The 25723-nt window shown below is 43.6% G+C and carries 12 protein-coding genes; 10 read left to right on the top strand and 2 right to left on the bottom strand.

The window, feature by feature from the left end; all coding sequences use genetic code 11:
- Window positions 1-17: 17 nt before the first annotated feature.
- The 7 genes from NQ505_RS05000 to NQ505_RS04970 all read left to right on the top strand — a co-directional run bounded on the left by NQ505_RS05000 (window position 18) and on the right by NQ505_RS04970 (window position 12583).
- A complete protein-coding gene (locus tag NQ505_RS05000) occupies window positions 18-3368 on the top strand; it encodes a SusC/RagA family TonB-linked outer membrane protein (RefSeq protein ID WP_009001330.1) in 3351 nt (1116 codons plus the stop codon).
- 16 nt (window positions 3369-3384) lie between these two features.
- Window positions 3385-4908 (top strand): RagB/SusD family nutrient uptake outer membrane protein, encoded by a 1524-nt coding sequence (locus tag NQ505_RS04995; RefSeq protein ID WP_009001331.1) that lies wholly within the window; start codon window positions 3385-3387, stop codon window positions 4906-4908.
- A 9-nt stretch (window positions 4909-4917) separates the two neighbouring features.
- On the top strand, window positions 4918-5598 hold the full coding sequence (locus NQ505_RS04990; protein WP_009001332.1) for a DUF4843 domain-containing protein: 681 nt from the start codon (window positions 4918-4920) through the stop codon (window positions 5596-5598).
- Between the two features lie 16 nt (window positions 5599-5614).
- Window positions 5615-7282, top strand: a complete 1668-nt coding sequence (locus tag NQ505_RS04985) for a PKD-like family lipoprotein (protein WP_004308449.1) — start codon at window positions 5615-5617, stop codon at window positions 7280-7282.
- 15 nt (window positions 7283-7297) lie between these two features.
- On the top strand, window positions 7298-9646 hold the full coding sequence (locus tag NQ505_RS04980; RefSeq protein ID WP_008646934.1) for a zinc-dependent metalloprotease: 2349 nt from the start codon (window positions 7298-7300) through the stop codon (window positions 9644-9646).
- Between the two features lie 25 nt (window positions 9647-9671).
- Window positions 9672-11729 carry a DUF5117 domain-containing protein gene (locus tag NQ505_RS04975; protein ID WP_009001333.1) on the top strand — a complete coding sequence of 686 codons (2058 nt, stop codon included), beginning with the start codon at window positions 9672-9674 and terminating at the stop codon, window positions 11727-11729.
- Between the two features lie 80 nt (window positions 11730-11809).
- Window positions 11810-12583 (top strand): radical SAM protein, encoded by a 774-nt coding sequence (locus NQ505_RS04970; RefSeq protein ID WP_004302827.1) that lies wholly within the window; start codon window positions 11810-11812, stop codon window positions 12581-12583.
- Window positions 12584-12926: 343 nt separating this feature from the next.
- On the opposite strand, the gene NQ505_RS04965 is transcribed toward NQ505_RS04970, so the two are convergent.
- Both NQ505_RS04965 and NQ505_RS04960 read right to left on the bottom strand, forming a co-directional pair.
- Window positions 12927-16895, bottom strand: coding sequence for a hybrid sensor histidine kinase/response regulator transcription factor (locus tag NQ505_RS04965; protein WP_009001334.1), 3969 nt, complete (start codon window positions 16893-16895; stop codon window positions 12927-12929).
- A 167-nt stretch (window positions 16896-17062) separates the two neighbouring features.
- The gene (locus NQ505_RS04960) at window positions 17063-18496 is read right to left on the bottom strand and encodes a sialate O-acetylesterase (protein WP_009001335.1); all 1434 of its coding nucleotides are present in this window, start codon (window positions 18494-18496) and stop codon (window positions 17063-17065) included.
- Between the two features lie 266 nt (window positions 18497-18762).
- Here NQ505_RS04960 and NQ505_RS04955 point away from each other — a divergent pair, with 266 nt between their 5' ends.
- Genes NQ505_RS04955 through NQ505_RS04945 form a run of 3 tightly spaced genes read left to right on the top strand, consistent with a single transcriptional unit; the run spans window position 18763 to window position 25711 of the window.
- A complete protein-coding gene (locus NQ505_RS04955) occupies window positions 18763-22035 on the top strand; it encodes a SusC/RagA family TonB-linked outer membrane protein (RefSeq protein ID WP_009001336.1) in 3273 nt (1090 codons plus the stop codon).
- Window positions 22036-22064: 29 nt separating this feature from the next.
- Entirely contained in the window at window positions 22065-23876 is a 1812-nt protein-coding gene (locus NQ505_RS04950; protein ID WP_009001337.1) for a RagB/SusD family nutrient uptake outer membrane protein, read from the top strand.
- A 20-nt stretch (window positions 23877-23896) separates the two neighbouring features.
- Window positions 23897-25711: a heparinase II/III family protein gene (locus NQ505_RS04945; protein ID WP_009001338.1), complete on the top strand. Its 1815-nt coding sequence runs from the start codon at window positions 23897-23899 to the stop codon at window positions 25709-25711.
- Window positions 25712-25723 lie beyond the last annotated feature (12 nt).

Genomic DNA, 25723 nt, shown 5'->3' with positions numbered 1-25723 from the left:
TTTAACTATTCAGGCTTATGAAAAGAAATCAGGCACAGAAGTTCATTGTTTTATTCTTGCTTTTCCTTTTTGCCTATTCATGGCGTGTAGAAGCACAGACAGGTAAAGAAAAGCAAATAACAATGGAGTTTAAAAATGAAGGGTTACCCTCTATTTTTAAACGTTTTGAAAAAGTATCGGGGTATAAAGTTCTTTTTATCTATGATGAAATTAGCTCTTATACTTCTACCGGAAAAGTAGAAAAAGCTACAGTTGATGAAGCGTTGAAGGTGATTATTGGAAAAAATCCGTTGAAATATCACATTGACGGACAATTCATCAATATCACACAAAAGGATTCTAAAAAGTTTTTCTCACAAGTAAAAGGAAAAGTGCTTTCCGAAGAAGACGGGCTTCCGGTGGTTGGTGCCACTATTATAGTGGAAGATCCTAGTAATATCCGTACTATCACAGACAATAATGGTAATTTTCAGCTTTCTGATGTTCCGAAAGATAGCCGTGTCAGAATATCGTATGTAGGTTTGGAAACCCAGTTTTTGCATCCTTCATCTTATATGTCGGTAGTGATGAAATCTGATACAAGGGCGCTGGATGAAGTAGTGGTGACAGGTATGTTTAACAGAAAGAAAGAAGGATTTACCGGTTCGGCTGTTACTATCAAAGGTGAGGATCTGAAGAAATATAGTACGAACAATGTGGCTAAAGCGATAGCCGCTGTCGCTCCTGGACTTCGTATTGTGGATAATATCAATATGGGATCTAATCCGAATGGTTTGCCTGATATGCGTATGCGTGGTAGTGCAAATATGGATATGGGCACACAATCTGTAGATTTTAATTCTACCAGTAATGATGTGCTGGCAGTTCAGGGCGAGTATGAGACGTATGCCAACCAACCGTTGCTTATCATGGACGGATTTGAAATCAGTATACAGACACTTGCCGATATGGATCCCGATCGTGTTGCTTCTATCGTTTTGTTGAAAGATGCGGCAGCTACGGCTATCTACGGTTCACGTGCGGCAAATGGAGTAATTGTTATCGAAAGCAAGACGCCCAAACCGGGACGGATTTGGGTGACTTATGGTGGGGAACTTCGTATTGAAGCTCCGGATATGACCGGATATAACTTGATGAATGCAAGAGAGAAGATAGATGCAGAGTTAAAAAGCGGACTTTATACATACGGTGGCGAGACTGTTGAAAAATGGCAGCTCTATCAGTCTAAATTGCGTGAAGTATTGGCGGGAGTAAATACGTACTGGTTGGACAAACCTTTGCAAACAGCTTTCCAACAACGGCATACCGTTACATTGGAAGGTGGTGATGAAGCCTTGCGTTATCGGATGTATGTAGGATACAATAGTTCTCCGGGTGTGATGAAAGACAGTAAGCGTGATGTATTGACCGGATCGCTTGATTTTCAGTATCGTCTGAAAAAAGTGTTATTAAAGAATAGCATTACGTTGGATAATTCGGTAGCTAATGAGTCTCCGTGGGGAAGTTTCAGTGAATATACCCGCTTGAATCCTTATTTGCGTCCGTATGGAGAGAACGGGGAGATACAGAAACGGCTTGATAATTTTGAAGGAGTAGGCGGTGAATCGAGTTATCTGAATCCGATGTACAATACGACATTCAACAGTAAAGACCAAAGCAAGAACTTTACAGTACGTGAACTTTTCAAGGTGGAATATAATCCTACTAATGAATTGCGGTTTGAAGGAGCTTTCAATTTATCTAAGAGTGTAGGACATCGTGATATTTTCCGTCCTGCACAACATACGCTTTTTGATAATGTGACCGATCCTACCTTAAGAGGTGATTACCGCAGAAGCCAGAGTGAAGCTGTCAGTTGGGGAATCGATTTGACAGGAAGCTGGAACAAGCAATTGAAAGACCATTATCTGACTGCTAATGCACGCATGAGTGTATTGGAGAATAATTCGGAGACTTATGGAAACTATGTGACCGGTTTCCCGAATGATAATATGGATAACTTGTTGTTTGGTAAGAAATATAACGAGAAAGTGACGGGCGATGAGAGGACAACACGCTCTATCGGTTGGGTGGCTGCCGGAGGTTATTCTTATAAATATAAGTATTCGTTCGACTTTAATATACGCTTGGACGGTTCTTCACAGTTTGGAAAAAATAACCGTTGGGCTCCTTTCTGGTCAACAGGATTGCGCTGGGATTTGAAAAAAGAGAACTTCATGAAAGATGTATCTTTTATTTCCGATTTCATTTTGAGGGGTACATACGGTACGACCGGTTCGCAAGGTTTTGATCCTTATCAGGCACATGGTTATTATACATACTCTAATTTGCTGCTTCCTTATTACTCATCGGATGCAACAGGTTCGGAAATCCTGGCTATGCATAATGAAAGTTTAAAATGGCAGACAACGAAAAGCACTAACCTTGCTTTGGAACTCGGTTTCTTTGACCAGCGTCTTACCGCACGTGTGGAGTATTACCGGAAAATAACAGATAATATGGTTACTTCGATAAGCCTTGCTCCTTCTCTTGGCTTCGGTAGTTATCCGGAAAACCTGGGTAAGATAGAGAATAAAGGTTGGGAAATTTCTCTTTCGGCTATTCCTTATAAGAATACTGCCAAGCAGGCTTATTGGACCATTACGGTAAACGGTTCTCATAATACGGACAAATTGCTGGAGATATCAGAAGCAATGAAACACAGGAATGATATGAATGCATCAAATCTGACTGATACACCATTGCCACGTTATGAAGAAGGTGAATCTTTGTCGCGCATTTGGGTAGTACGTTCATTAGGCATTGATCCGGCTTCCGGAGATGAAATATTATTAAAGCGTAACGGAGAAATGACAAGCGCCGTTAACTGGAGTGCGAATGATGTAGTACCTATCGGTAATACGGAACCTACATGGCAAGGATATATTAATTCTTCCTTTACATATAAAGGTTGGGGAGCAGATGTCAGTTTCAGATACCAGTTTGGCGGTCAGGTATATAATCAGACTTTGCTTGACAAGGTGGAAAATGCCAATCTGAAATATAATGTAGACCGGCGGGTAAGTCAGTTGCGTTGGGCTAAACCGGGTGACAAGGCACAATTCCGTACTCTTACCCCCAGTGGTTGGGAAACGAAAGCTACTTCTCGGTTTATCATGGATGAAAATATATTCCAGGGAAGTTCGTTGTCTGTCTACTATCGCATGGATCGTACTAATACAAAATTTATCAGCCATTGGGGATTGAGCTCCGCCAAAGTGACGTTTAATATGGAAGACTTTTTCTATTGGTCTACAGTGAAACGCGAAAGAGGTCTGTACTATCCGTATTCCCGTCAGTTTACTTTTGCTTTGAATGTTGCTTTCTAATTAAAAACATATTTGTATGAAACAGATAATATATATACTATTAGCAACAACCATGCTGGGACTTATGTCTTGCAGCGACTGGTTGGATGTATCTCCGAAGACTTCTATTCCTACCGACAAGCAATTTGAGTCGGAATCCGGATTTAAGGATGCGCTTACAGGTATTTATTTGAAGTTGGGAACCCAGACATTGTATGCCGGAGACTTGACTTATGCTTATTTGGATGAACTGGCAGGATTATATTCTGATTATCCGGGATATAATACAAATGCCGTTTTCGACCAGAGTATTGTATTTGATTATGAGAACATGTTTTTGAGTAAGAAGAATGGGATTTACTCAACGATGTATAATATCATAGCCAATATTAATAACTTCCTGGAGTATGTAGACAAAAATAAAGATGTCCTAGTTACCGAACGCTATTATGAAACTATGAAGGGAGAAGCACTTGGGCTTCGTGCTTTTCTTCATTTTGATTTGCTGCGTATGTTCGGTCCTGTTTATAAGGAACATCCTGCATCCAAAGCTATACCCTACCGTACTACTTTTGATAAAGATGCTACTCCTGTCCTGGCAGCCAATGAAGTGGTTGATGCTATTCTCAAAGATTTGAATGACGCAGAAAAATTACTGAAAGAGAATGATCCTCTTGATTTCTTTACCGACCAGACGGATGAAGATTTTACAAAGAAAAATAGTTTTCTTGTCAATCGTGAATTTCGTATGAATCTATATGCGGTTAAAGCTATGCTGGCCCGTGTATATTGTTACAAAGGGGATGCGGAAAGCAAAGGATTGGCCACGGAGTATGCTAAAGAGGTAATTGCTGCCTCTAAGTATTTTGCATTGTACAAGTCGCAGACTGCTTCCAATTACAATTCCATACGCTATGCAGAGCAAATATTTGGAATAACAGTGAATGAATTCTCCAACTTGCTTATTGGTAACTATATGGATATGGAGAATACCAATAATCAGCAACGTTTCTATCTGGATGGAGATAAATTCAAATTCTTCTATGAAACAGCCGATGCAGGGAATACCGACTGGAGAAAAAATACGGAAATGTTTGAAGTTGTTAATGGGGCAAGTCAAACAGATGTTTTTTGTAGAAAATATAACCAGAAACCGTTGAATGGCGGATATGCTTATTCCGGTGCTAATGCAGTTCCTTTGATACGCTTGCCCGAAATGTATTATATTGTAGCGGAATGTGCATCTTCTGCATCAGAAAGTGCTGATGCATTGAATACCGTACGTTTTGCACGTGGTATCTCTTACAGTGACGAGATTATAACTACCGGATATGATGATCTTGATACTACTTCGGAAGAAGACAAAAATCAGACTAAACGTATCAATGAGATAATGAAAGAATATAGAAAAGAATATTTCGCGGAAGGTCAGCTTTTCTACTTCCTGAAAGCGCATAATTATAGCACCTATCATGGTTGTGGGATTGAAACGATGACTGAAGCCCATTATCAGATGACGTTGCCGGATGATGAGTATATTTTTGGAAACAACTCTAAATGATGAAGCATTATGAAACGTATTATATATTTTGTTTTAGCTATTCTTGTTTGCGGCATCTATGTGGGATGCAGTGAAAACGAGATAGACTTATATGACCAGACACCTCGTATCAATTTCTATAGTAGCACACATGTCCGTACTTTGGTTGATACGGACTATGTGAAGATAGATGACCCTTATGCTGTAGACAGTTTTACGGTAAGAATACAAGGGGATCTTTTGAAAGAGAATCGTGATTTCTGTGTGAAAGTTACCCCGAATAGCGATTATCAGAATTCAGTAGATGTACTATTGGAAAGCAAGTATACATATGCTGAACTTGATACGGTTTGCCAGGTATTTTACTATAAGATTAACCGACCGAAAGTAGAGTCCGGTAGAAATGTGTATGGTTGTTACTTGGAATTTGATTTGGATAACCCTCTCCATCAGTTTGACAAAGGATTGGTAGAAAAGAATCAGGAAGTGTTAAATGTCAGGTGGGAACTGAAGCCGGATGAGTGGGAAGATTGGATATTTGGCAGTTATAGTGATAATAAGTATATGTTTATTATGGATGTATGCCAACGTGTGTGGAATGATCTGGAAGATGAGGATGTTGACAAGGTCAAACAAGCTTACAAAGAATACATTGAAGCAGGAAATCCTCCTATTCTAGGCGAAGACGGTGATGAAATTGATTATGAATAAGACTAAAAGAAATGTTATGAGAAAATATATCATCTATATAGCAAGTTTTGTCGGATCGGCTTTATTGCAAACAGGCTGTTACGATGACAAGGGAGATTACGATTATCATGATGTAAATACGATGGCTATCGTAATACCTGAAACGAAGGTACGTATGCCTAAAGAGGAAGCAGTGGAAATTTCAATTATACCCGAGATTTCTCAGACTTTGGAGCAAAATGAGGAAAACCTTGTGTTTCAATGGAAGAAAACAATCGAAGGAAAGAAAGCGGGGTCGGACAGACTTAGTGATTATAAAGATTATTCCGTAGGCAAAGAATGTAAAGTAACAGTCGAGCCTTATGAATCGGAAAATATAGGTTTAATGTTGGTCATTACGGATAAAAAGAATGGAACAACCTGGTATCAGATAGGTGAAGTTGCAATTATTCGTCCTTTAAATCCTTGCTGGTTTGTATTGCAGGAAAAAGAAGGAAAGGGAGTATTAGGAGCGATAGAGGGTACTCCGGAAGGATATTATGTTTATCCGGATGTCTTTAAATCAGAACTGAATCAGTCATTTCCGTTAGAAGGAAAACCTTTGGCGGTAAGTGCAAGAAAAAATTATGGAGATTCGTTTTTAAGTAGTATGCTGGGTTTTTTTGGTTTTAAAGTAAGTCCGGCGTTAATGGTGGTAACCGATCGGGGCTTGGCCTTGTTGACTCCAAGTACTTTAATAACGAGATATCCGTCGAATAAAATACTTTTTGAACCAGCGGGAAAAGGGGAACCGTTGAATATTGAGTTCTATAAGATGAGTACTCATGGTGAGTTGTTTGTGAATAGTGGAAAAGCATATTGTGCTCCTATGGATGGATTTTGTGTACCTTTCTCGGTAAAAAAGGAAAGTGAGTTTCCTGCTATTTCTGCTTATGGTTCGTATGGAGGAGGCTTTTTGTTTTTTGATTCTGAAAGTCATCGTTTTCTTAGTGCATCTATTCCGGGTTATTATGATTATATGATGAATCAGGCTACTCAAAATATACGTAATTATGGTACTAAATGGAGTGACCAGAAGCCTGTATCCACGTATTCAATGTCAGACGAATCTAATTTGTTTGATCCGGATGTAATTGATCCGTCTTTAGAAATACATGATATTGTTACGGGTGGAAATTGGGGAAATTTTGCTTATGCGATTGCTTCTCCTCGGAACGGAAAAGAGCTGACTGTGTTTAAATTCAGTGCGCAAGATGAAGATCCGATTTGTGCTGCCCAGTATACGATTGCCTTACCGTCCGAAGTAAATGTAGAAACAGCAAAATTTGCAGCTTCTTACGCGTATACGGCAAATCTTATATTTATGACATCGGGTAATAAATTATATCGCATTGATCTTGATCGCGGAAGGGCAATTGAACTTTATACTTATGAAACTGATCCGTCAGCACAGATAGTTGCATTGAAATTTAAAGATTCTGAAAGTGTGAGAGAGGAAGATGACGATGAGGAGACTGGTGAATATAAGGAGAAACTCGGCATGTCTCTCGGATTAGGCATCAATACAGCTGATAAAGGTGTAGTTGTAGAATTGCAACTGACAGTGGCAGGTGATGTATCCCGCGAAGAAAACAGCATTTGTGTTTACGAAGATCCCGAGCAACTCATTGGGAAGATTGTTGATATTAGCTATAATTATGAATAGTATAAATCGCTCTTTATGCTAAAAGGAATTATCAGTGCAATATTTCTTGCAGTTGCCTGTACTTTTTTGTACGGGCAACAGCCAAATATGGCTACTTTTCTAAAAGAAGGAGCACCAGTGGAAGTTATTCCCGGTATGTTTACTACTTATCGAAGTGGTAAACATATATATTGGGAAATTCCGGATTCATTGATTGGACGTGAATTTGCCGTAACAACTACTATCTTGACTGCTCCTGCCCGTCCGGATCGGGATATGGAGAAGAAATTCGGATATTCGGGTGATATGATAGGTCCGGTATTCTTCAGTTTCAGGAAACAGGGTGATGAATTGTGGATAGTAGATCCGTTGAATGAAAGGATTATTGAAAATCCTGCAGGGATATATGCAAAGATTGCTGCCCAACGTGGGAATAGCAGACTTTATAAAAGATTGCCGGTCAAAGCAAAGACTCAAGGAAGTAGTTTGATAGAGATTGGCGAGGTATTAAAAGATTTCCCTTTGTTTACGCTCGATATTGTATCTTTTGATTTATTGGTAGGTTCACGTTTAAAAGAGAAAGATTGCATCAAGGAAATCAAGGGATATGACAACCGCTTGTTGGTTCATATATCACGGGCTTATCGAAGTTCGTCAATAGGAATGCCCGGCAAACCTGTTTCTCCGTCTTATATTGGTGATTGGGATACGGGTGTTTGCATTAAATTATTATCAAAAAAGCCATTGGAAGCAGTTTCTGCAAATAGCGGAGCCTACTTTTCCATCGGCAAGGAATGTTTTCAAGGCGATCAGCCCGCTGTCCGGAAAGCTGTTATCAAACGGTGGCGTTTGGAGATAAAGCCGGAAGACAAGGAAAAGTACATGAAAGGGGAATTAGTGGAGCCGATACAACCTATTATCTTTTATATAGATCGCAACACGCCGGAAAAGTATATTGGTTGCATTATTGAGGCAGTACGTGACTGGCGTCCTGCTTTCGAGCAAGCCGGATTTAAGAATGCCATTGATGCACGATTGGCTCCCACTGCCGAAGAAGATCCGGATTTTAGTATTTATGACAGTACTTATCCGTTTATTTCATGGAAGATATCAGGACAGAATAATGCTTATGGGCCGACTCCTTGTGAATCCCGGTCCGGAGAGATTATTGCTTGTCACGTCGGTATTTTCAGCAGCGTGTTGAATTTGGAGCAAAAATGGTATTTTGCTCAATGTGGAGCCAATGACCCGCAGGCATGGAACATAGAATTTCCGGACTCTTTGCAATTGGAACAGATAAAACAAGTATTCATTCATGAAGTGGGTCACACATTGGGATTGGAACATAACTTTCTGGGTAGTTCCCATTATTCCATAGACCAGTTGCGTGATAATGACTTTTTGAGTCGATATAGTATAGGAAGTTCCATAATGGACTATGTACGATATAATTACGCTTTGCGTCCTCAAGATAAGGTTGATTTGAAAAACAGGCGGGTACGTGTCGGCGAATATGATAAGTGGGCTATTGAATGGGGATACCGTATATTTCCGGGTAAGGATGCTTCTGAAAGAGAAGAGAACAGAGAGCGTTGGAATCAGGAAAAACAGAAAGATCCTTCCTTGCATTTTTCAGGTGGGATAGATGTACGGGCGCAGGCGGAAGACTTAGGTAATGACCATGTTATTGTCAATACACAAGGAATAGAGAATCTGAAATATTTGTGTGAACATCCGGATGTCTGGCATGTAACGGACAAAACGTCTTTATATGTATTACAGGGGCGTTATGAAGCGGTATTGAATCATTATAAACAGTGGGTACAGCATGTTTTGTCGCATTTGGGCGGAAAACGTCTTGCGGAAGCCGATGATGAGAATATTTATATACCGGAAAAGGCTGATTACAATAAGAAGGTGATGAACTTTATACAGACTTATGTATTACAGCCTCCTGCGTGGATGTTTAATAAATCGTTTACCCATAAATTAGAAATAGATGCCAGTCAAGAATTCGACCGTTTTTATGAGGAACTTATGTCGGAAATAATCCGTTCTCTTCGGAAGGTGGAAGAATCAGAGAATGCTTGTGAGGATATGTTATCTGTAAATGAGTTTTTGGAAAGTATGCATGAAGGGTTATTCGTTGAATGGACTGATAATGTTCCTGTAAGTGAAGCGAAGCATAAGATACAGACGCTTTATGTAAATAAACTCTGTGATTTACTGGATCGGTCGGAAAAGATAACCTCCTCGAAATTATTAGTTTCTGTTATGCAAGCTTTGAATAGAATTAAGAAAGAGGGGCTTGATTATAGTAATAGGGTAGCAGAACCGGTTGCTAAAAAACGTGCTATGTTTCTGGTAGATAGCATTATATTTTAAGGATGAAAAGCAAATAAAGAGGCTCATGAATAAAAGAAAATATGTGATTATTATATTGTTGTGTATGGCCGCATGGCTCCAGGCACAAGATTCCGTCAAAGCGTTTGATGAATTCTTTGTCACCGGAATGAAAAAAATAGAGGGTGTATTTCCTGTATATGTAGCGGAGAAGGAGGTTTATCTGGAAATACCCCGTGAATATATCGGGCGGGAGATTGAAGTTCGCGGACAGATAGATAGAGGCTTCGATTTACTGAATCGTCCCGTTACCGGTTTGGGGGTAGTACGCATCATGTCTCCTGATAAAGCTACGATTTGTTTCCAAAAGCCGTTTTATACAGAGCGTATTCTGGATGAAAAGAGTGTATATCAGCGGTCGTTTTCGTTGTCAAATATACAACCTGCCGGTGATAGCTATCCGGTAGTGGCTTATTCGAAAGAACAAGGAGCCATTATCCGAATAACAAAATATCTGATAAATGGCAATGACTGGTTCAGCTATAATCATGGTTTTATCCGTTCGTTGGTTCCGGAACTGTCAGAGGTAACAAAAATACATCCTTTTGAAGGAGGGGTGTCATTTACGGTCAGGCGTTATCACGGGGTTGAGGCGGAAAGATATATGTTTTCCAGCTCTGCCATTATATTACCTGAAGGCAGCATACCTTTGGAGGTTACTTGTGTAGTACGTTTGCTCTCTCAAAAGAAAGATCAGATCCGCCTGGCAGATCACAGGATACCCTATCAGACATTGACTTTTAAAGATTATTCCCAAGATCCTTATTGTATGGTAGAAGATTCATTAATTCTTCGTTGGGATATGTCGAAACCGCTTACTTTTTATGTAGATACGCTTTTTCCGAAGGAATATTTTCAAGTTGTGAAAGAAGGAATATTGGTATGGAATACTGCATTCCGCAAGGCAGGTATCCGGGATGCTTTACAAGTGAAGTATGCAGACAGCAAGATTATTCCGGCCGAACAGCGTGCTTTCGTTTCTTATGATTTGATGATGCCGGGGATAAAGAGCGACTTTACCTGTCATCCTCGTACCGGAGAAATACTGTCATGTCGGGTGAATATCGGACATGGATTTCAAAAAGGAAAATTGGATGACTATTTGTTGAGTTGTGGCGCTTCGGATCCGCGTATCATAGCCGACCGTTATGCAAAGGAAGTGGAAAAAGAGTTGTTGCAAAATGAAATAACAGGGGAAATCGGGCATCTTTTAGGTTTACGCGGAAATCTGTCCAAAAACTCGTGCGGAACGACTGTGAAAGTAGGGGAAGATGCTTGCCGGGCTATTTATTTTGGTTATAATCCTCTCAAAGGAAGTAGGAATTGCTATGATGAACGGGAGCAACTCCGTCGATGGATAGATAAAAACCTGCCGGATGGGACCCATTCTCTTCCTCCATCCGATTATGCAGCAAAGGTGTCAAATCTGCAGATTATACTAAATCAATTGGATAAGATTGTGTATAAAGGAGGAAAAAGGGACAAAGGAAGTTCACTCACTGATATATACAGGAAGGCTATTCGTCAATATGGAAGTTACCTGATGGGAATAGCTGAAACAGTGGGAAGTTCCCAACCGGCAGATGCACAACATCAAGCAATGCTCGAACTGGATAACTATTTATTTCATCCTGTAGAAAAGATGGAATGTACGTATGTAAAAGAGAATTTACTGGAAGCAAGAAATAACATTCTATATCCGGAATTGGTAAAGATGTTCAAGCACTTACTAAGTATAGAAACAATATCGGCTCTTAGATTGCAAGCATTACATAGTAATCAAAAAGGATATAGTGATGACGATTTCTTCCGGGATTTGTATAAAGGGCTGTTCAATGATTTTGATCCGTCGGCTGCTGTAAGCTATGAACAAATGGATATCCAGTTGATATGTCTGGACGCATGGTTGGATATAATACAGGAAAATGCAAAACATACTAGTACAACGAAGCGTTTAAAGGATGAATTGCATAGTCTGTACAACAGATTGGAGAAGCTTAGTACGATACATCCCCAGACAGAGGTGCGTGATATGTACACTTTACTTATGGGAAGAATTAAGTGAAAAAATAGTCGTACAGATAGGATAACCTGTAAGTTTTGGGTTATCTTTGCTATGATTTATGAATAAATAAGTAGAATAAAATGACTATTATTTTTCCTTCACCCATCTTCGGCCCTATTCATTCCCGCCGTTTGGGCGTTTCTTTGGGAATCAATTTATTACCGGAAGACGGTAAGGTTTGTTCGTTCGACTGCATTTACTGTGAGTGTGGCTTCAATGCCGAACGTCGTACGAAGAAGCTTCTCCCTACCCGTGAAGAAGTCCGCACGGCTCTCGAAGAGAAACTGAAAGATATGCAGGCAAACGGTTCCGCTCCCGATGTACTGACCTTTGCCGGAAACGGTGAACCGACTGCGCATCCCTACTTCCCGGAAATCATAGAAGATACACTTGCGCTTCGCGACAAGTATTTCCCAAAAGCGAAAGTAAGTGTATTGAGTAACTCTACATTTATCGACCGTCCTGCCGTATTCGAAGCACTGAACAAGATAGATAATAATATCCTGAAACTGGATACGGTGGATGAAGAATACATTCATCTGTTGGACCGTCCTAACGGAAAATACTCTGTTAAGAAGATCATCGAAAAGATGAAAGAGTTCAAAGGAAACTGCATCGTACAGACGATGTTCCTGAAAGGAGGTTATCAGGGAAAAGACATGGATAATACATCCGACAAGTATGTGCTTCCCTGGATAGAAGCAGTGAAAGAAATCGCTCCCCGTCAAGTAATGATTTATACGATCGACCGGGAGACTCCCGACCACGATTTGCAAAAGGCTACGCATGAAGAGTTAGACCGTATTGTGGCTTTATTGGAAAAGGAAGGTATTCCGGCAACAGCTTCTTATTGAAATATAATTCAACAGGGATATATTTCTAATAGATAATACGTAAGAGAGTTAATATAAGAGGGCGAATTAATAGAATTCAGAAGTTTTACTTCCTATTCTATTGCTCGCCCTTTTATTGGCTTCATGAGCTGTTTCAGCCTATTCTGACAAGGGTATATTCTCACTGCGATGAGAAATGTACTTCCCTGATAATTGAACTGCACCCCAAAAGTTAGACACAAAACTTTAGGAGTGCAGTTTTTTATGCGACATTCATTTGAAGAAAAACTCAATATTGTGAGCAAAGTCAAGAGCGGTCAGCTCATTAATACCTCTTTGGTTGTTCGGTTTCTTATATGAAAGGCTAGCTTCCTTTCTTCACATAATCTTTCGGCAATATCCCGAACTGTTTCTGAAAGCAGCGCGCGAAGTATGAAGGATTATTAAATCCTACGATGTAGCAGACTTCGTTAATCCGGTATTCCCCTTCCCGCAAAAGTTCTCCGGCTGTTTTGAGCCGTATCAACCGGATATAGTCATTGGGCGGCATTCCGGTCAATCCTTTCAATTTGCGCTGTAAGTTGGAACGGCTGATAGCCATTTCTTCCGCCATCTTATCAATGGTAAATTCTTCATTGGTGAAATTGCGGGTAATGATTTCATTGATTGTGTTCAGCCATTTCACGTCTGTTTTGTTCATTAATGTCTGGTCGTACGACATATTCGGTACCGTTGTAAAGTGGTTGAAAAGCATACGTCGGTTTTCCAGCAGATTATTGATGGTGGCTTTCATGTGACTTAGCGAGAAAGGCTTTTCTATATAAGCGTCCGCGCCATAGTCGAGACCCGCAATTTTTGAATCGATGCTGTCGAGTGCCGAAAGCAGAATAAACGGGATATGACAAAGCATATTGTCGGAACGGATGGACTTTAACAATTCGAATCCGTCCATGTGGGGCATGACGATGTCGCTGATAATAAGATCTACTGTCGTTGTCTCCAGACATTCCAAGGCTTCCTTGCCATTGGTGGCTGTATGGATGGTATAGGTATTTCCCAGATTTTTAGCCAGAAACTCCAGCATATCCGTCGTGTCTTCCACTACCAGAAGAGAGTAACCGGCGGGTTCGCCCTCTTCCTCCGAAGCGGGAACCTTGTCGGGCATGGAAGTGATGGAAGGGCTGACAGAGATGCTTTTCTCCAAATACGGAATTTCCACACATACCTCGCATCCTTCCGTATAGCCGGGATTGATATAAACCTTTCCTTTATGCTTCTCCACCAACAATTTGACGAGACTCAATCCGATTCCCACTCCCGATCCGTTGTTTCCTGTGTTTCCTACCTGATAAAACGGTTCGAAAACCTTGCTGCACTCCTCTTGTGGAATACCCGGACCGTCGTCACGCACACACAGGGAGAGCGTGCGCCCTTCAGAAGACAGATGTTCGTCCATAATTACCATAATGCGGGTACGGGCATATTTCATGGCATTTGTCAACAGGTTGCTGACAATTTTAGTCAGCGCCTCTTGGTCTACATTATATTGCAGGTGCTCTTTCGGCAGAGAGACGCTGAAAGATATTCCGGTCAGGGAGATGGCACGGAAACGGTCGATGATGTCCTCTATCATCCGGTTGATATCCACTTCATTGAATGAAAGCGTATAACCTTCCTTGTCCACTTTGCGGAAGTCGAGCAATTGTTTGATAAGCTCCATCAACCGGTTGGTGTTCTTCCGTATCACAGACAGGTTGCTTTCCACTTCACTGTTCCATTCATGTGTTTCCAGAATAGCTTCCAGCGGAGCTTTGATAAGGCTTACCGGAGTCTTGATTTCATGCGCCACTTGAGTGAAGAATGTAATTTTCGACTGGAACAACTCCTGATTCTTTATTTGTTCCATCTCTTTCATCTTTCTTATTTTCACAGCCTGCTGCTTACGTAAATAAAGCTGTACCAGGAAATATGCGAGACCACATGCAATTAGTAAATAGAAAATCTTGGCGTAGATCGTCTTCCAGGGTGGAGGAAGAACTTCAATATGCAGGCAACAGTCGTCATTACTCCAATATTCATCGTTGTTACTCGATTTCACACGGAACGTATATTCACCCGGAGGCAGGTTGAGAAATGATACGTTATGTTTGTCCGTGTATATCCATTCCTTATGGATGCCGTCCAGTTTGTAGGCATATAAATTCTTGCTGGGAGCCACATAACTTAGACTTTCAAATGTGATGTCGAACGAAACTACCTGATAAGGAATAGTCACCTGTCCGCTAAGGGCAGGAATGCGTTTGCTAAGGCTCACCTTATCATCGGGACTGTGCATATACACTGCCGAAATAGATGCCGTAGGTTTTACCTTATTGATCGATAATTTGAACGGATAGAAACTATTGAATCCATTCACCCCACCGAAATAAAATTTCCCGTCACGGGCTTGCATGGAAGAGCGGAAATTGAACTGGTTACTTTGCAATCTGTCTTCAATGGTATAAAGTTGTGCCCGCTTGTTTTGCGGCTCATACCGGATCAGCCCCCTGTTGGAAGAAAGCCAATAGTTACCCGATTGATCGTCCAGTATGCCGTAAATGATATTGTTCGGCAGATTCTCTTTGGTGGAGAAATTTTCAAAACGGTCCTCCTGGTAGTGATAACGGCAGATGCCGCCTCCCTCGGTACAAAACCATAGATTCTGTTTATGATCGATATACACACGAATGACCCAGTTGCTACAGGGAGAAGCGGGATTAGCCGGATCGTTACGGTAGTTGTGCAGCTTACCGGTCTGGCGGTTGTAACGCCAGATACCATCCCTTTTACTTGCCAGCCATAAATCCCCATACTGGTCTTCCACCATATCGTAGATAAAGATATGACTTAAAGGTTCCAGTGTCCGGAACGAATCACTGTTCGGATCATACTGGCAGAACCCGGACAGAGTGCCCAAATAAATACTGCCATCTTTCGTTTGATAAATGGAGTAGATATGATCGTTAGGAATGGAATGCGGGTTAGTACGGTTGTGGCGATAGTTCTTCGTTTTTCCCGTTTGGATATCCAGGATATATAATCCCCGGGAGAAACTGCCGATCCATAACTTTCCTTCATTGTAGAGCAGCGCATGGATATTGTGATAACCGATATTGAGATTACTGCTTTTCAATAGATGATTCTTAAACTTCCTCGTGCGGGGATCGAAGAGATTCAATCCTCCGTCTTCAGTAGCAATCCAGATATTACCGTCGGGATCTTCACAAAACTGGCTGATTACATTTCCCGAAAGAGAATTCGTACCATTGGGATAATACCACTCGATATCCTTATGCTTGGGAGACAGGTAACTCACTCCACTGAAATAACTCCCTATCCAAATTCCCCCTTCCCTGTCCTGATAACAGGCATAGATGCTTTCCTTGTTCTGTTCATCGTCAGTTGGCAGACACTCTCCTGTGGCAGTGTTGAAGGTATAAAGCCCGTCGTCGGAGCCAAGATAGAAAGAATTGGCCGTCCGTTGAAACAGGGTACGGATGCGCGGAATGGTGAGAGTATCCCCTTCTCCGAAGTAATAGCGGAATTGCCCCGTTTCCTTATTGAAACGTGCCAGCCCTCCATACCAGGTACCCGCCCATAGCACTCCCTGCGAGCTTTCCATCAAAGAGATAATCTCGTTGCAGGCAGGGCGTCCGAAAGAAGTCTCTTCGGATATATACCCTGTGAAATTGTCCGTACGCTGGTTATACTTTGCCAAACCATTCCGGGTGCCTATCCAGATCGTCCCGAACGAGTCGTTATAAATCACCCACACATGATTATCCGGTAATGAATGAGGATCGGAAAGAGAATGTAGATACTGCCTCAACGTGCCTTTTTTTTCATTGTAGACAAACAATCCGTTGGTTGTTCCAATCCATAACTGCCCGTCATTGTCATAAGCCATTCCGAAGACACTGTTGACTGTCACCCCGTCTTCCGTCTGTTTGTCGAATACGGAGAATTTCTCTTCCTGCGAGTCGAATAAATACAGCTTTTCCGTGCTTGCCACCCAGATCTGATTGTTATCCTGATGGCGGCAAATGGTTACTATATTCATATAACTGTTTCCGCCGTTTTCTGACGAATGTCCGTAGTTGGTAAACTCGATACCATTGAAACGATTCAACCCGTCCTGTGTGGCAAACCACATATATCCGATGCTATCCTGAAGGATGCTCCGGACACAATTGCCCGATAACCCTGATCTAACGTCATATTTCTTGTAGATATTGGCGAAGACCAGAGAAACCGATGCCAGCAATATACATATAGATAAGATGGATCGTTTCATAATTTCCCTTCTTTGTATCTCCTGTTTATAGGCAATATATCTCCTGTTTGCAGGATCTATATACCCTGCATGTTGGATCTATATACCCAACGCGCAGGACATATATTGCCAACAGATTGGATCTATATCTCCTGTAAACCGGGTAACTATCCCCTCTGTAGGGCTCTTTATTTTACGTCATCCCACGTATCCGTGCGGAACGGGAAAGCGCTCAATCCGAAAGTGTTGCGCAGAGTGATATTTCCTACATAATTACGGAAAGCATAGCGCACGGCAACCGGTTGGGCAACCTCTTCACTCGATACTTCCACCGTGTTGGTACGTCCTATAATCTTCGCTTTCGCCGGATAGAACTTTTTGTCGGCTCCTGCAATCTCGAACCCCTCCAGTTGGGCGAAAGTAGGGAACAGTCCCGCAGGTGCGTTATTGAATGTCACTATGGCCTTGTTTCCCTCATAGTCTACTTTAGTCATCATCGGACCGTTGGATGGCAATCGGCCGATGCTGTATGTTTTAGTCAACGCAAGCGTAGCCAGCCGGAGTCCTACCACATCCTTTGGCGATGGGTGGATACAAAACTCATCACCAATATCCGTAGTGGGTATCATGCCCGAATTAGGAATCGTTTTCAATGCTTCCATCTGTGCTTCACGCAATAAAGCGGCCCCCGTATTGCTGCTGTTTTCATATTTGTAAGGAGCAATCTGCACATAATAGAAAGGCATATCGGGAGCCTCCCATACGTTTCTCCATAGCTGCACCATGGCAGTCATCATCGGAGCATAGAACTGATAGTTGGATATGTTCGATTCTCCCTGATACCAGAGGAAACCCTTTGCCGTGAAGTTCTTAACAGGCCATAACATCGAGTTGTACAGACATTCCAGACGCTGATGCACCCCTCTTTTAGGATCTTTGGCAGCTTCTACGTCCATACCTTCGACGGTTTTCAATGTCGGTTCATCTATCCATGCTTCGATAGCCGAACCTCCCCAACTGTTGATAACCAGCCCTACCGGAAGATGAAGACTTTCAGTCAGTTGTCTGGCAAAGAAATAGGCGGCGGCACTGCAATCAATGGTCGTTTCAGGTGACGAAACTTCCCATTTTCTTTTTTCAAAATCCGTGCGGCGCTCTGTATCATTGGTTCTCGGTACGGTAATAAAGCGAATACGGTCGCGGTAATTTCCCGAGTTTAGAAGCGTTTCAAGTGAGTTGTCAATGGGCTGTGCGGCATTTCCCATCATGCGCATTTCCATGTTCGACTGTCCGGAGCAGATCCACACCTCCCCTATCAGTATATCCGAGAGAGTGACCGGAGTCCCATCGCTGATTGTAATAGAATAAGGTGTATAACTTCCTTTGGGAGTGTCCACTTTCACCAGCCAGGCCCCGTCTTTGTCGGTAGATGCCTGATAAGTCCGGTTGTTCCATGAAGTAGTGACGGTTACTTTTTTGCCGTCTGCCCAACCCCATAATTTAACGGAACTGTTCTGTTGAAGCACCATGTGATCTCCCATCATTGCGGGGAGTTTTACTTTGCCTTGTGCAAGCGGTAGGAATAAAAGTGATAGAATCAGAAGTAGAAAATGTTTTTTCATACTGTTTTTATTAGATATTCGACGAATAGTTATTAGGTATCCGACAAAAATACAATCAATTTTTAAATATGGAATAAAATTAGCTAGTCATTTTCTGATAAAAGCTAGTCGAAATCTTAAAAGCTGGTTTTTCCTTTCCATTCTCCGCCGAATTTTCTTAATTAGTGGCATCAATCGCCTAGACAGTATTATTAGGTTGGTTAAATATCCCATTTCTTTGCATTGTGAGTATTTAACAACCTAATTGTTTCATTAAATTTAATAAAATGAAAAAGAAGCACTATCTATTATTTTTATTGGCTTCGCTCTTTTTACTGACAGATGTGGTGTGGGCACAGACATCTGCTACAGTAAGTGGAGTAGTGATCGATGAGAATGGAGAAACCCTGCCGGGTGTTTCCGTCGTCGAAGTAGGTACAACGAACGGTGTCCTGACAGACCTGAACGGGCACTACACCTTAAAAACAACTTCTGCCAAACCTTCTGTTTCTTTCAGTTACATTGGTTATCAGACCACCACGCTTCCCTTGAACGGACGCACGAAACTCGACGTCCAGATGAAGGTGGAAACGAAAATACTGGATGAAGTAGTGGTAGTGGGTTACGGTGTGCAGAAGAAAGTGAACCTGACCGGCTCCGTGACTTCCATCAACTTTGCCGACCAGACGGAGGGACGTCCCATCATGAGTGTTTCTTCCGCTCTTTCGGGACTCGCTGCCGGTATGAACGTGACGCAGGCTTCGGGACAACCCGGATCGGACGGCGCCACCATCCGCGTGCGTGGTAACGGTACGTTCAATACCAACTCCCCATTGGTACTGGTAGACGGTATTGAATGGAGCATGGACAACGTGAACCCCAACGACATTGAAAGTATCTCCGTACTGAAAGACGCTGCCTCCACAGCTATTTACGGTACGCGTGCCGCTAACGGAGTGATCCTCATCACCACCAAAAGCGGAAAAGGTAAACCGCAAATCTCCTATTCTTATTCGGGAGTCGTGCAGATGCCTTACAACAATCTCTCTTTCGTAAGCGACTACGCCCGCTATATGGGACTGGTCAACGAGGCTTGCGAAAATGTGAATACCAAAGGTATTTTCTCGCAGGAAAGCATTGACCGCTGGAGGGCTGCTTCTGCCGATCCGAACGGACTGAATGAGTACGGAGTGCCCAATTACGTGGCCTATCCGAACACAGATTGGTTCGACGAAGTATTCGACACCGGATATTCGCAGGAACACAACCTCTCTGTCTCCGGCAGCTCGGAGAAAGTGAAGTATATGCTCTCTTTGGGCTATCTCGACAATCAGGGAGTCATGAACCGCTGGAACCTCGATTCAAGTACGCAGAAAATCAATTTCCGTACCAATCTGGAAGCCAAGATTGTGAAATGGATGACCGTCGGTACCCGCCTTTACGGACAAAAGCAAGATTACGGGATGGCAAACATCAGCAATGGATTCAAGTATCTCTACCAGACTACTCCGGCCGTATATCCGGGCGAACCGAACTACTGGGGACGTCCCGCACTGGCAAGTGAAGAATCTTCCAATGCCAATAATATCTTCGGGCAGATGGCGGGAGCTACCGGTTTCAATACCGTATGGCGTCTCAACGCTTCAGTCTACGGAATTATCACTCCTTATAAAGGTCTCAACATCGAAGGTACATTCAACTATTCACCGACATTTACTGACAAGTCTTCCTATAGCCGCCAGAATGGTTATTGGGACTACGTGACCGACCAACGTGTCAGCGAAAGCGCACTGGAGAACGCTTCCATTACCAATACAAGCGCGCGCACCTGGCGTCAGAGTGCCGAAATACTGGTACGCTATCAAACCACCATCAAGAAAGACCACGATCTGGGCGCATTACTCGGATATTCCGCACAGGAATATTACAGCAAGAGCTTTGCCGTTTCCCGTAAAGGAGCTACTGACTGGACACTGAACGAATTGAGCACCTATGAAACTCTCGTCAGCTCTTCCAGCTCGGCACCTGCCAAGTGGGGACTGCTCTCTTACTTCGGCCGTGTCAACTACGGATATAAAGGACGTTATCTCTTCGAAGCCAACCTTCGTGCCGATGCCTCCTCCCGTTTCGGTGTGAACCAGCGTTGGGGGTATTTCCCTTCGTTCTCCGGTGGATGGCGTATCTCGGAAGAATCGTTCATGCAAGGAGCATCGGACTATCTCTCCAACCTGAAACTGCGTGTTTCCTGGGGAAAGACAGGTAACAATTCTACGGGCAACTACGACTGGCAGGCAAACTACGCCACAGGTAATGTCGTAATCGAAGGTGAAGGAACCAAAGGACTGGTACGTAAAAAACTAAGCAACGACAAACTGCATTGGGAAAGTACCGCAACAACCGACATCGGACTTGATTTCGGTTTCTTCAACAACCGCCTGACGGGTGAAATAGACTACTATAATAAATATACTTCAGACATTCTCTACCATCCCGAACTCTATCTCTCGATGGGTGTTGTTGGCTCTGCTCCCGAAAATCTGGGTGAAGTGCGCAACCGCGGTGTAGAATTTACCCTGAACTGGAACGACCGTATTGGAAAAGACTTTGAATACCGGGTAGGCATGAACTTCTCTTTCAATGCCAATAAGGTAATGAAATTCAAGGGCGATCTCCAGAAATACTGGACGTATGATGCACAGGGAAACAAAGTCAGCTATGTCAACAACTTCAGTGATGTGTCCGAATCCGGATTCGGAGGATACATCTGCGAAGGTCGCCAACTGGGTGAAACCTATATGTATAAGGTGTACAGAGGTTCCGGTGAAGGCTATACCGGAGGTGCGGTGGACATCCATGCGGGACCGAAGGACGGAATGATACGTACAAAGGAAGACATGGTATGGGTACAGGCCATGATTGACTCCGGTTATTCATTCGGAGGAATGAAGACGATTGCCAAAGACCAGCTTTGGTATGGTGACATTCTCTATGCCGACAGCAATGGGGATATGAACTATGGTGATACGAACGACAGGGATTTCTCCGGTCATACCAGTGTGCCGAAATTCAACCTGGGCTTCAACTGTGCTTTCTCTTACAAGAATATTGATTTCTCCATGTTGTGGTCGGGAGCTTTCGGACATTACCTCAACTGGAATACGGATTACTACAACTCCACGCTCGTGAGTCACGGATATGGCATTATCGAACATATTGCCGATAATCATTACTTCTTCGATCCTTCCAATCCGGACGATCCGCGTACCAACCAGTCGGGCAAATACCCCCGTCTGACGTATGGAACTACGTATAATAACAGAATCCAGAGCGACTGGAACGAATATAAGGCCGACTATTTCAAGTTGAAGAATATCCAGATAGGCTATACGTTGCCGCAGCGGATTTCCAGTAAGTTCTTTGTAAGCAAGCTCCGTGCTTTCGTGTCGATGGACAATATCCTGACGATCACCAGTTATCCGGGACTCGATCCGGAGATAGGAACAGAAATCGGTTATCCGTTGATGCGTCAGATCTCTTTTGGCGGACAGATTACCTTTTAATGATGTAGAACTAAAAAACAGAATCTGATATGAAAAAGATATTAATGATTTTAACGATGGCGCTGGTGGCTACCTCCTGCATGGATATTCTCGATGTGGCTCCGGAAGACCAGATCGCAAGTGAAAACATGTGGACCACGGAAGAGCTTGCCGACAAGGGAATGGCAGGGCTCTATTTCCCGTTCTATGCCACCCAACTCTCCTCCACCCAGCTTCGCCGCGCCGACGGACTGAACCGTCAGGGAATCGAAGCCATGAGCTTCGCGACCGATTATTATTCCAATAACTATCCGGTGGAACTGCTTTCGCTGGCTACCAAGCCTGCCAATGACTTTCAGGTGTGGTATGAATGGAAGTTCTGTTACACCATCATCCATGCGTGTAACGATGCGATTGCCAATCTGCATAAAGCGGATATGAGCGCTGATAAACTGGCGCGTTACCAATGCGAAGCCCGCTTCCTTCGTGCCTGGGCGTACAATCGTCTGAATATGCTTTATCAGGGCGTCCCCGTTTATCTGGAACCCATCAATAACGAAGACTGTACCCGTGGTCAATCTTCGGTAGATGAGGTATGGCAAGTCATTCTGGATGATTTGACGTATTGCATCAACAATCCCGACTTCCCCAATAACACGCTGAATGAAAACTACGGCCGTCCTTCTAAAGGAGCCGCTTATGCCCTGCGTGGTATGGTATATATGTGGAAGAAGCAATACAAGGAAGCGGGCAACGATTTCAAAGAAGTGGAAACGTGCGGTTATGGCTTGTGGACAGGCGAATATGCCGACTTTTTCAAATATGAAAACGAAAAGGATAAAGAAATGATCTTCTCGCTCCAGTTCAGCGAAGAAACCGGTTATTGTGATAACATTCAGCAAATGACCGGTGCCCGCGATACGTATGATGGCTGGACGGAAATAAAACCTTCCGCAGACTTTGTAGATTACTATAAGAACGCCGACGGATCGGACTTCAAATGGTCGGAAGTAGACGGCTTGGAAGATTGGGACTTGTTGACTCCGCAACAGCGTGAAATCTTCTTCTGCCGTGATGGATTGGAATCCATGTCTTCACAAAAGAATGCCCTTATCAAACGGGTAGGCGAAGATATCTATCAGAAATATTATCTCAACAGTGGTAATGAAGCCCGTATCAAAAAGGCGTATGACAACCGTGACCCGCGTCTGCAACAGACCGTCGTCACTCCTTATGTGCCGGTGGACTGCTACAAGCCTAATTATGCAGGAGATGCCAACCAGATCGGTAAACAACTCCGTTGGCCGTTGAAGGAACAGGGAACGAATGGCGGAGACTTCTGGCTCGATAAACGTACTTCTGCTTTCTACTGCTATCGCAAGTACAATGAGTTTGAGAAAGGCCGTTTGATTAGCCGGAGCCGTTGCCATACCGACTGGCCGTTGATTCGCTATACCGATGTACTGTTGCAGTATGCCGAAGCATTGGCGCAGACCGATCAGTTGGGAGAAGCCATCCGTTTGGTGAATAAAGTACGTACCCGTGCCCACATGCCCGCACTGACAGAGGGCGGAAGCGGTCCGTGCGCAGTGAACGGAAAAGAAGACATGCTCGAAAGGATACGCTATGAACGTCGCGTGGAATTCTGCCTGGAAGGAATCAACTTCTTCGATGAAGTACGTTGGGGAACCTACAAAGAAACCAAATTCCAGGGAAAAGACGTGAATGGCGGCAAGTCCTGGTGGGGCGATATGGTAGAGTATAACTGGTATTACACCGATTATATGTGGCCGTGGACTGCTCCTATCGTTGAAACGCAAAAGAACCCGAACCTGACTAAACGAAGCGGTTGGGCGTATTAATCATAAAGATTTGAATAAGGATGAAGAAAATACTTTTACTATTACTCATTTTTGTATCCGGTTGCACGGGTGTAGTTGCGCAACAGTTTGATTATGGCAAGATAGCGCCTCATCCCCGGTTGTTACTGCCGGAGGGAGGAGAAGAAGCCATCAGGAAAGCCATTGCGGAGTATCCCCCGTTGGCCACTGTTCACCAGCGGATCATGGAACTTTGCGACCGGACACTTACGGAACAGCCTGTGGAACGTATCAAAGAGGGTAAACGCCTGCTGGCGATTTCGCGCATCGCATTGAAGCGTATCTACTACCTGTCTTACGCTTACCGTATGACGGGAGATCAGAAATACGCTCTCCGTGCGGAACAGGAGATGCTGGCCGTTAGTCATTTCACCGACTGGAACCCTACTCATTTCCTGGATGTGGGTGAGATGGTAATGGCATTGGCTATCGGTTATGACTGGCTGTATGACTCTTTGCAGCCCGACACCCGCCGGGTGGTGCGCGAAGCAATCATCGCGAAAGGGTTCGACGCGGCAAAGAACACCCGTCATGCCTGGTTCTATACAGCCAAGAATAACTGGAATTCCGTATGTAATAGTGGATTGGCGTATGGCGCGCTGGCTCTTTTTGAAGAGATTCCGGAGGTATCGAAAGGCATCATAGAGAAATGCATGGAGACAAATCCGAAAGCGATGGTAGGTTATGGCCCCGACGGAGGTTATCCCGAAGGGTTCGGATATTGGGGGTACGGGACAAGTTTTCAGGTAATGCTCATTGCTGCGCTCGAAAGTGCTTTCGGCACAGACAATGGGCTCTCCCAAGCCCCCGGCTTCATGGAATCTGCCCGTTTCATGCAGTATATGACGGCTCCGAGCGGAGACTGTTTCTGTTTCTCGGACTCTCCGGTAGAGGCAGAGTGTAATATGATGATGTTCTGGTTTGCAGGCAAGGCGAAAGACCTTTCCCTGTTGTGGATTGAACGTCAGTATCTCGACCGCCCGGATATGCAGTTTGCCGAAGACCGTTTACTGCCCAGCCTGCTGGTGTTCTGTTCACAGCTCGACCTGAACCGGATCGGAAAGCCGAAGAAAAACTTCTGGTTTAACCGTGGAGATACGCCTGTGTTTATCTACCGTGGCGGATGGGACAGCAAGAAAGATACCTATCTGGGAGTGAAAGGAGGTTCGCCCTCTACCTCTCATGCACACATGGATGCCGGGTCGTTTATCTTCGAGAGAGACGGAGTGCGTTGGGCGATGGACTTGGGGATGCAGAGTTATATCACACTCGAAAGTAAGGGAGTGGACCTGTGGAATATGTCGCAGAACGGACAACGCTGGGAAGTATTCCGGCTAAGCAATATCGCTCACAATACGTTGACGATTAACGGAGAACGCCATTTGGTAGAGAGCAATGCCCCGATCACCCGTACTTTCGAGTCGAAGAAACAGAAAGGGGCGGAAGTAGACCTGTCGAGTGTGTTTGCCAACAGCGTGAAGAAAGCCGTCCGCACCGTGATATTGGATCAGAAAGACCATCTGGAAGTGACCGACCGCTTGGAGACGGGTGACAAGGAAGCTACCGTATCCTGGATTATGGTCACTCCGGCGGAAGCCAAAATAACGGGCAAGAACCGGATGGAATTGACCAAAGACGGCCAACGGATGCTGCTGACGGTAGATGCCGATACGGAAGTAGAAATGAAAACCTGGTCGAACGTGCCCCCGCATGAATATGATTTCCGCAATCCGGGAACCATTCGCGTGGGCTTTGAGACGGTGATTCCTGCCAATCGTACCGCGCAACTGAAAGTACGACTTATTCCTTTGAAGTAGTAATACAAATAA

It is taken from the genome of Bacteroides sp. D2 (assembly GCF_025147085.1).
GTDB lineage: Bacteria > Bacteroidota > Bacteroidia > Bacteroidales > Bacteroidaceae > Bacteroides.
Note: the sequence above shows the minus strand (reverse complement) of the source record. Positions and strands in the feature narration are given on the sequence as shown.